The sequence below is a fragment of the Pseudomonas juntendi genome (assembly GCF_009932375.1).
Taxonomy (GTDB): domain Bacteria; phylum Pseudomonadota; class Gammaproteobacteria; order Pseudomonadales; family Pseudomonadaceae; genus Aquipseudomonas; species Aquipseudomonas juntendi.
The window spans coordinates 1-5598 of sequence record NZ_BLJG01000213.1 but is presented as its reverse complement, the minus strand read 5'-3'; the positions used below and the strand labels follow the sequence as shown (position 1 = coordinate 5598).

6 protein-coding genes are annotated in these 5598 nt (G+C 62.8%); 2 read left to right on the top strand and 4 right to left on the bottom strand.

Going from position 1 to position 5598, the window contains the following annotated elements:
- Positions 1-112 precede the first annotated feature (112 nt).
- From GYA94_RS22045 to GYA94_RS22030, 4 genes are all read right to left on the bottom strand, one after another.
- The gene (locus GYA94_RS22045; protein ID WP_054882187.1) at positions 113-1945 is read right to left on the bottom strand and encodes an ABC transporter ATP-binding protein; all 1833 of its coding nucleotides are present in this window, start codon (positions 1943-1945) and stop codon (positions 113-115) included.
- A gap of 63 nt (positions 1946-2008) precedes the next feature.
- Entirely contained in the window at positions 2009-2566 is a 558-nt protein-coding gene (locus GYA94_RS22040; RefSeq protein ID WP_009683102.1) for a peptidylprolyl isomerase A, read from the bottom strand.
- The gene (locus GYA94_RS22035; RefSeq protein ID WP_110677785.1) at positions 2560-3372 is read right to left on the bottom strand and encodes an alpha/beta fold hydrolase; all 813 of its coding nucleotides are present in this window, start codon (positions 3370-3372) and stop codon (positions 2560-2562) included. Before GYA94_RS22035 ends, GYA94_RS22040 begins: the two co-directional genes overlap by 7 nt.
- Positions 3373-3385: 13 nt before the next feature.
- Positions 3386-4309 (bottom strand): LysR family transcriptional regulator, encoded by a 924-nt coding sequence (locus GYA94_RS22030; protein ID WP_009683100.1) that lies wholly within the window; start codon positions 4307-4309, stop codon positions 3386-3388.
- A gap of 48 nt (positions 4310-4357) precedes the next feature.
- Between GYA94_RS22030 and GYA94_RS22025 the strand changes: the two genes are divergently transcribed.
- The gene (locus tag GYA94_RS22025; protein WP_161893098.1) at positions 4358-4672 is read left to right on the top strand and encodes a 3-phosphoglycerate kinase; all 315 of its coding nucleotides are present in this window, start codon (positions 4358-4360) and stop codon (positions 4670-4672) included.
- Between the two features lie 110 nt (positions 4673-4782).
- Positions 4783-5382 carry an FMN-dependent NADH-azoreductase gene (locus tag GYA94_RS22020; protein ID WP_110677781.1) on the top strand — a complete coding sequence of 200 codons (600 nt, stop codon included), beginning with the start codon at positions 4783-4785 and terminating at the stop codon, positions 5380-5382.
- Positions 5383-5598 lie beyond the last annotated feature (216 nt).

Genomic DNA, 5598 nt, shown 5'->3' with positions numbered 1-5598 from the left:
CTCCGGCTACCCTTGCCAGAAACCATAGAATCTCCCACAGGATCACCCCACACCTTGAAATCTGTGGGTACCTGTGGGAGCTGGCTTGCCAGCGATAGGGCCATTACAGGCGTCAGTCAACCCCGACAAACCCCCCGGTCTGGTGGTGCCACAACCGGGCATACAGCCCCTGCTGTTGCAGCAGTTCACTGTGGCTGCCAAGTTCGACAATGCGCCCTTTGTCCAGCACCACCAGCCGGTCCATCCGGGCAATGGTGGAAAGCCGGTGGGCAATGGCGATCACCGTCTTGCCCTGCATCAGCGTCTCCAGGCTTTCCTGGATTGCTGCCTCGACCTCTGAGTCCAGCGCCGACGTGGCTTCGTCCATGATCAGGATCGGCGCATTCTTCAGCAGTACCCGGGCAATCGCGATACGCTGGCGCTGGCCGCCCGACAACTTGACCCCGCGTTCGCCCACATGGGCATCGAAACCGCTGCGGCCCTGGGCATCCGAGAGCTGTGGGATGAACTCGTCGGCGCGGGCCCGGTGCACGGCTTCCTGAAGTTCGGCGTCGCTGGCGCCGGGGCGGCCGTACAGCAGGTTGTCGCGGATGGAACGGTGCAGCAACGAGGTATCCTGGGTGATCATGCCGATCTGCGCGCGCAGGCTGGCCTGGCTGACTTCGGCAATGTCCTGGCCGTCGATCAGGATGCGCCCGCCCTGCACGTCGTACAGCCGTAGCAGCAGGTTGACCAAGGTCGACTTGCCAGCCCCGGAAGGGCCGATCAAGCCGATTTTCTCGCCGGGGCGGATGTCCAGGTTCAGGCCTTCGATCACGTTGCCGGCCTTGCCGTAATGAAAGTCGACATTGTCGAAACGTACCGCGCCACGGCTGACTTTCAGGGCCGGGGCGTTGGGCCGGTCGGTGACGGTGACAGGCTGGGCGATGGTCTGCAGGCCATCCTGGACCATGCCGATGTTTTCGAAGATGCCGTTGACCACCCACATGATCCAGCCGGACATGTTGACGATGCGGATCACCAGGCCCGTGGCCAGGGCAATAGCGCCGACGGTGATCAGCGATTGGCTCCACAGCCACAGCGCCAGGCCGGTGGTGCTGACCACCAGCAGGCCGTTGAGGGTGGTGATGACCACATCCATGCTGGTAACCACCCGCGAGGCCAGCTGGGTTTTCTCGGTCTGTTCGCGGATCGCTTCGCGCGCGTACTGCTGCTCGTGATCGGTGTGGGCGAACAGCTTCAACGTGGCGATGTTGGTATAGCCGTCCACGATACGCCCCATCAGTTTGGAGCGGGCGTCGGAGGAGATCACCGAGCGCTCTTTCACCCGGGGTACGAAGTAGCACAGCGCGCCGATGTAGCCGACGATCCACAGCAGCAGTGGCAGCATCAGGCGCCAGTCGGCCTCGGCGAACAGCACCAGCGAGGTAACGGCGTAGATCAGCACATGCCACAGCGCGTCCACCGCCTGCACGGCGGAATCACGCAGCGAGTTGCCGGTTTGCATGATGCGTTGGGCAATGCGCCCGGCAAAGTCGCTCTGGAAGAAGTTCAGGCTCTGCTTGAGCACGTAGCTGTGGTTTTGCCAGCGGATCAGGCTGGTCATGCCGGGGTTGATGGTCTGGTGCACCAGCAGGTCGTGCAGGCCGAAGAACAGCGGCCGCAGCAGCAGGATCACGACCAGCATCCAGGCCAGCTCGCCCTTGTGCTCACTGAAGAAATTGACGTTGGGTGTGCCCTGGGCCAGGTCGATGATGCGGCTGAGGTAGCTGAACATCGCTACCTCGATCAGCGAGGCGAACAGGCCGACCACCAGCAGCGCCAGGAAGCTGGGCCAGACCTGGCGCAGGTAATACAGGTAGAACGCCCACACGGTGCTCGGCGGCGATTCGCTGGGTGCTTCGCGGAAGATGTCGATCAGTTGCTCGAAACGACGGTACAGCATGGGTAGCGACACTCCTGTTCCAGCCTGCCTTCAGGCGGTTGCACGTCCCTGTGCAGCCTGCGGTCAGTCGATACGTTTGGCCGACTTGATGAACACCGGGTCAGCCGGCACATCGCGCATGCCTTTCTTCACGGTAGTGGGCGAGTTGACGATCTGGTCGACCACCTCCATGCCTTTGGTTACCTTGCCGAACACGGCGTAACCGGCATCGCGGCCCGGGTTGAGGAAATCGTTGTCGGCGACATTGATGAAGAACTGGCTGGTGGCCGAGTTGGGGTTGGAGGTGCGTGCCATCGACAGGGTGCCGCGGGTGTTCTGCAAGCCATTGCTGGCTTCGTTCTTGATCGGGTCCTTGGTGTCTTTCTGCACCATCTGCTCGGTAAAGCCGCCACCCTGGACCATGAAGCCGGGGATTACCCGGTGGAAAATGGTGTTGTTGTAGAAGCCGCTGTCGACGTACTGCAGGAAGTTCTTCGTGCTGACCGGTGCCTTCTCGGCGTTCAGCTCGATTTCGACCTGGCCGAAGCTGGTGTCCAGCAGCACGTGCGGGGTCTTGTCGGAGGCCATGACGCTGGTGGCGAAGGCGAGTGAGCAGGCGGTGAGCAGGAGTTTTTTCAGCATGGGCTCAAAGATCCTTGAGGGGTGGAAGCGGCTGCAAGGAACTGCAGCAGGGTCTGGTTGAAGACCTCGGGTTGATCGAGGGGTGTAGCGTGCCGGGAATCGTCGACGACGACCAGCCTGGCGTTGGGGATCAGGGCGACGTAGCGTTGTTTCAGGTGTATCGGCGTGTAATCGTGGTCGGCGGCAATCACCAGGGTAGGACACTGGATCTGGCCGATGCGTTCCTGCACGCCCCAGTCGACGATGGCATCGAAGCTTTTGAGGTAGGCGCGCTTGTCGTTGCGCGCCCAGCGCTGGGCCATTTTCTGCCGCAGCGCGGCCTGCTCGGGTTTGGGGAACAGCCGTTCGGCCAGGCCTTTGCCCACGGTTTCGACACTCAGGACGCGTGCCAGGCCCCAGCGCTTGAGCCACCATAACCAGTCACTGCGGCTGCGGCGCTTGACCTCGGGGGCACTGTTGACGATGCACAGGCTGCGCAGCCACTGAGGGTGGTCGACGGCAAACTGGAAGCCGACCATGCCGCCCATCGACAGGCCCACGAAGTGCACCGGCCCGGTGTGCAGGTGTTCGAGCAGGGCCAGCAGGTCGGCACTGAAGGTTGCAATGTGGTAGCCGTCCTGTGGCTTGTCGGAGCGGCCGTGGCCACGGATGTCCATGAGGATCACCCGGTAGTGCTGGCTGAGCACGGGCACCTGAAGCTCCCAGTCCTGGCTGCTGGAGCCCAGCCCATGCAACAACACCAGGGGTTGGCCTTGGCCGTATTCCTGATAATGCAGCGTGCATCCTTCGTGTTCGAAGTAGGCCATGGGCGCGGTCCTTTCAAGCTTGTGGGGGGGCTGCGAAGGGCACGTCCAGCGGCGCAGTGTCGAAGTTGCGCAGCAAATCGATGAGAATCTGCGTGGCCGGGCCCAGGGTCTTTTCCTTGCTCGAATAAAGGTAGAACAGTGGGTGGCGGCTGCCACCCTGGTCCAGCGGCAATGGCTTGAGTACGCCTTCGCGCAGCTCGCGCTCAATCATGTGCCGGGGCAGCCAGGCAAAGCCCAGGCCGCTGCTGACGAAGGTGGCGGCGGTGCCCAGGCTACCGACGGTCCAGCGCTGTTCGGCACCCAGCCAGCCAACGTCGCGTGGCTGGGCCCGGCCAGAGTCGCGGATCACCACTTGCAGCTGGCTTTCCAGGTCCTGGAAGGTCAGTTCACGGCCCAGGCGGTGCAAGCTGTGTTCGGGGTGGGCAACGGCAACGAACTCCACGGCACTCAGCTCGGCGCCCAGGTAGCCGCCGATGCTGTAGCTGCTGATGGCCAGGTCGGCGATGCCTTCGTGCATCACTTCTTCCACGCCCGACAGCACTTCTTCACGCAGGCGCACGCGGCAGCCACGGCTTTGCGGCATGAAGGCGGCCAGCGCGCGGACCAGCCGGGCGCTGGGGTAGGCGGCGTCGACCACCAGGCGTACCTCGGCCTCCCAGCCCTGCTCCATGTGGTGGGCCAGGTCCTCGAGCTGGCTGGCCTGCTTGACCAGGTGACGCGAGCGGCGCAGCAGCACACTGCCGGCTTCGGTCAGCACCGCCTTGCGGCCGTCGATGCGCAACAAGGGCACGCCCAGTTGTTCCTGCATGCGGGCCACGGTGTAGCTGACCGAAGATTGCGAGCGGTGCAGGGCCTCCGCGGCCTGGGCAAACCCGCCATGGTCGACCACTGCTTGCAGGGTCCGCCACTGGTCAAGGGTTACGCGCGGCGCTTTCATCTTTCGCTCCTGTTGTCCTAAGCTGCGCTCTTTGCAAGGAGAGCGGCCATGAAGAAATGTTGTGCGGCAATATTGATGTGCCTGCCCCTCGGGGCCATGGCTTATCCCATCGATGTGGACAAGGACCTGGACGGGGTCAAGCTCGACTACACCGCCTACGACACCGCCTACGACATTGGCGCCATTACCCTGAACAACTATGGGCAGGTCGCGGCGGCCTGCAAGGTGACCTTCCGTAATGGCCCGGAGGCGCCACGGGTGCGCCGGGTGAACGTAGCGGCCGGGAAAAGCGCCGACGTCACGGCCAAATTCAACCGGCAGATCATCAAGCTGCGCATCGCCGTGCAATGCAGTGCGGAATAAACTGATTAATCGATAGGTTGAACCCACTTTTTACGCTTTTTTATCGATAGGTCAAGCCTTAATCTCACCTCCATCGAATCGCAACCCTTTTGCCGATGGAGGCACCGCTCATGGCCCACGTACTGATCATCGAAAGCAGCGCCCGCCAGCAGGATTCCGTTTCCCGCCAGCTGACCCAGGACTTCATTGCGCACTGGCAAGCTGCCCACCCGGCCGATCAGATCACGCTGCGCGACCTGGCGCTGAACCCGGTGCCGCACCTGGATGCCAACCTGCTGGGCGGCTGGATGAAGCCCGAAGCGCAGCGCAGCGCTGCCGAGCTGGAGGCCCTGGCCCGCTCCAACGAACTGACCGACGAATTGCTGGCGGCCGATGTGCTGGTAATGGCTTCCCCCATGTACAACTTCACCATCCCCAGCACCCTGAAGGCCTGGCTGGACCATGTGCTGCGTGCCGGCATCACCTTCAAGTACACCCCGACTGGCCCGCAAGGCCTGCTGACCGGCAAGCGCGCCATTGTCCTGACCGCCCGTGGCGGCATCCATGCCGGTGCCAGCAGCGACCACCAGGAACCGTATCTGCGGCAGGTGATGGCCTTCATCGGTATTCACGATGTCGACTTCATCCATGCCGAGGGCCTGAACATGAGCGGCGAGTTCCACGAAAAGGGCCTCAACCAGGCCAAGGCCAAACTGGCGGCGGTGGCCTGAACGTTATCGAATTCCCAACCCTGACACCTGTTTTTGCTCCTTTGGGTGTACCTGCCCGGCCTTGATGGCCGGGCTTTTTTATGCCTGGTGTTTTGTGGATGGCTGTGCCGGCCTGTTCGCGGGCTTGCCCGCACACAGGTCTATCCGCGCTCTTGCGTCCTCTGATGCTGCTGATCGGTGCGTTGCAGTCCGGCATCACCTACGTCTGCCTGTACC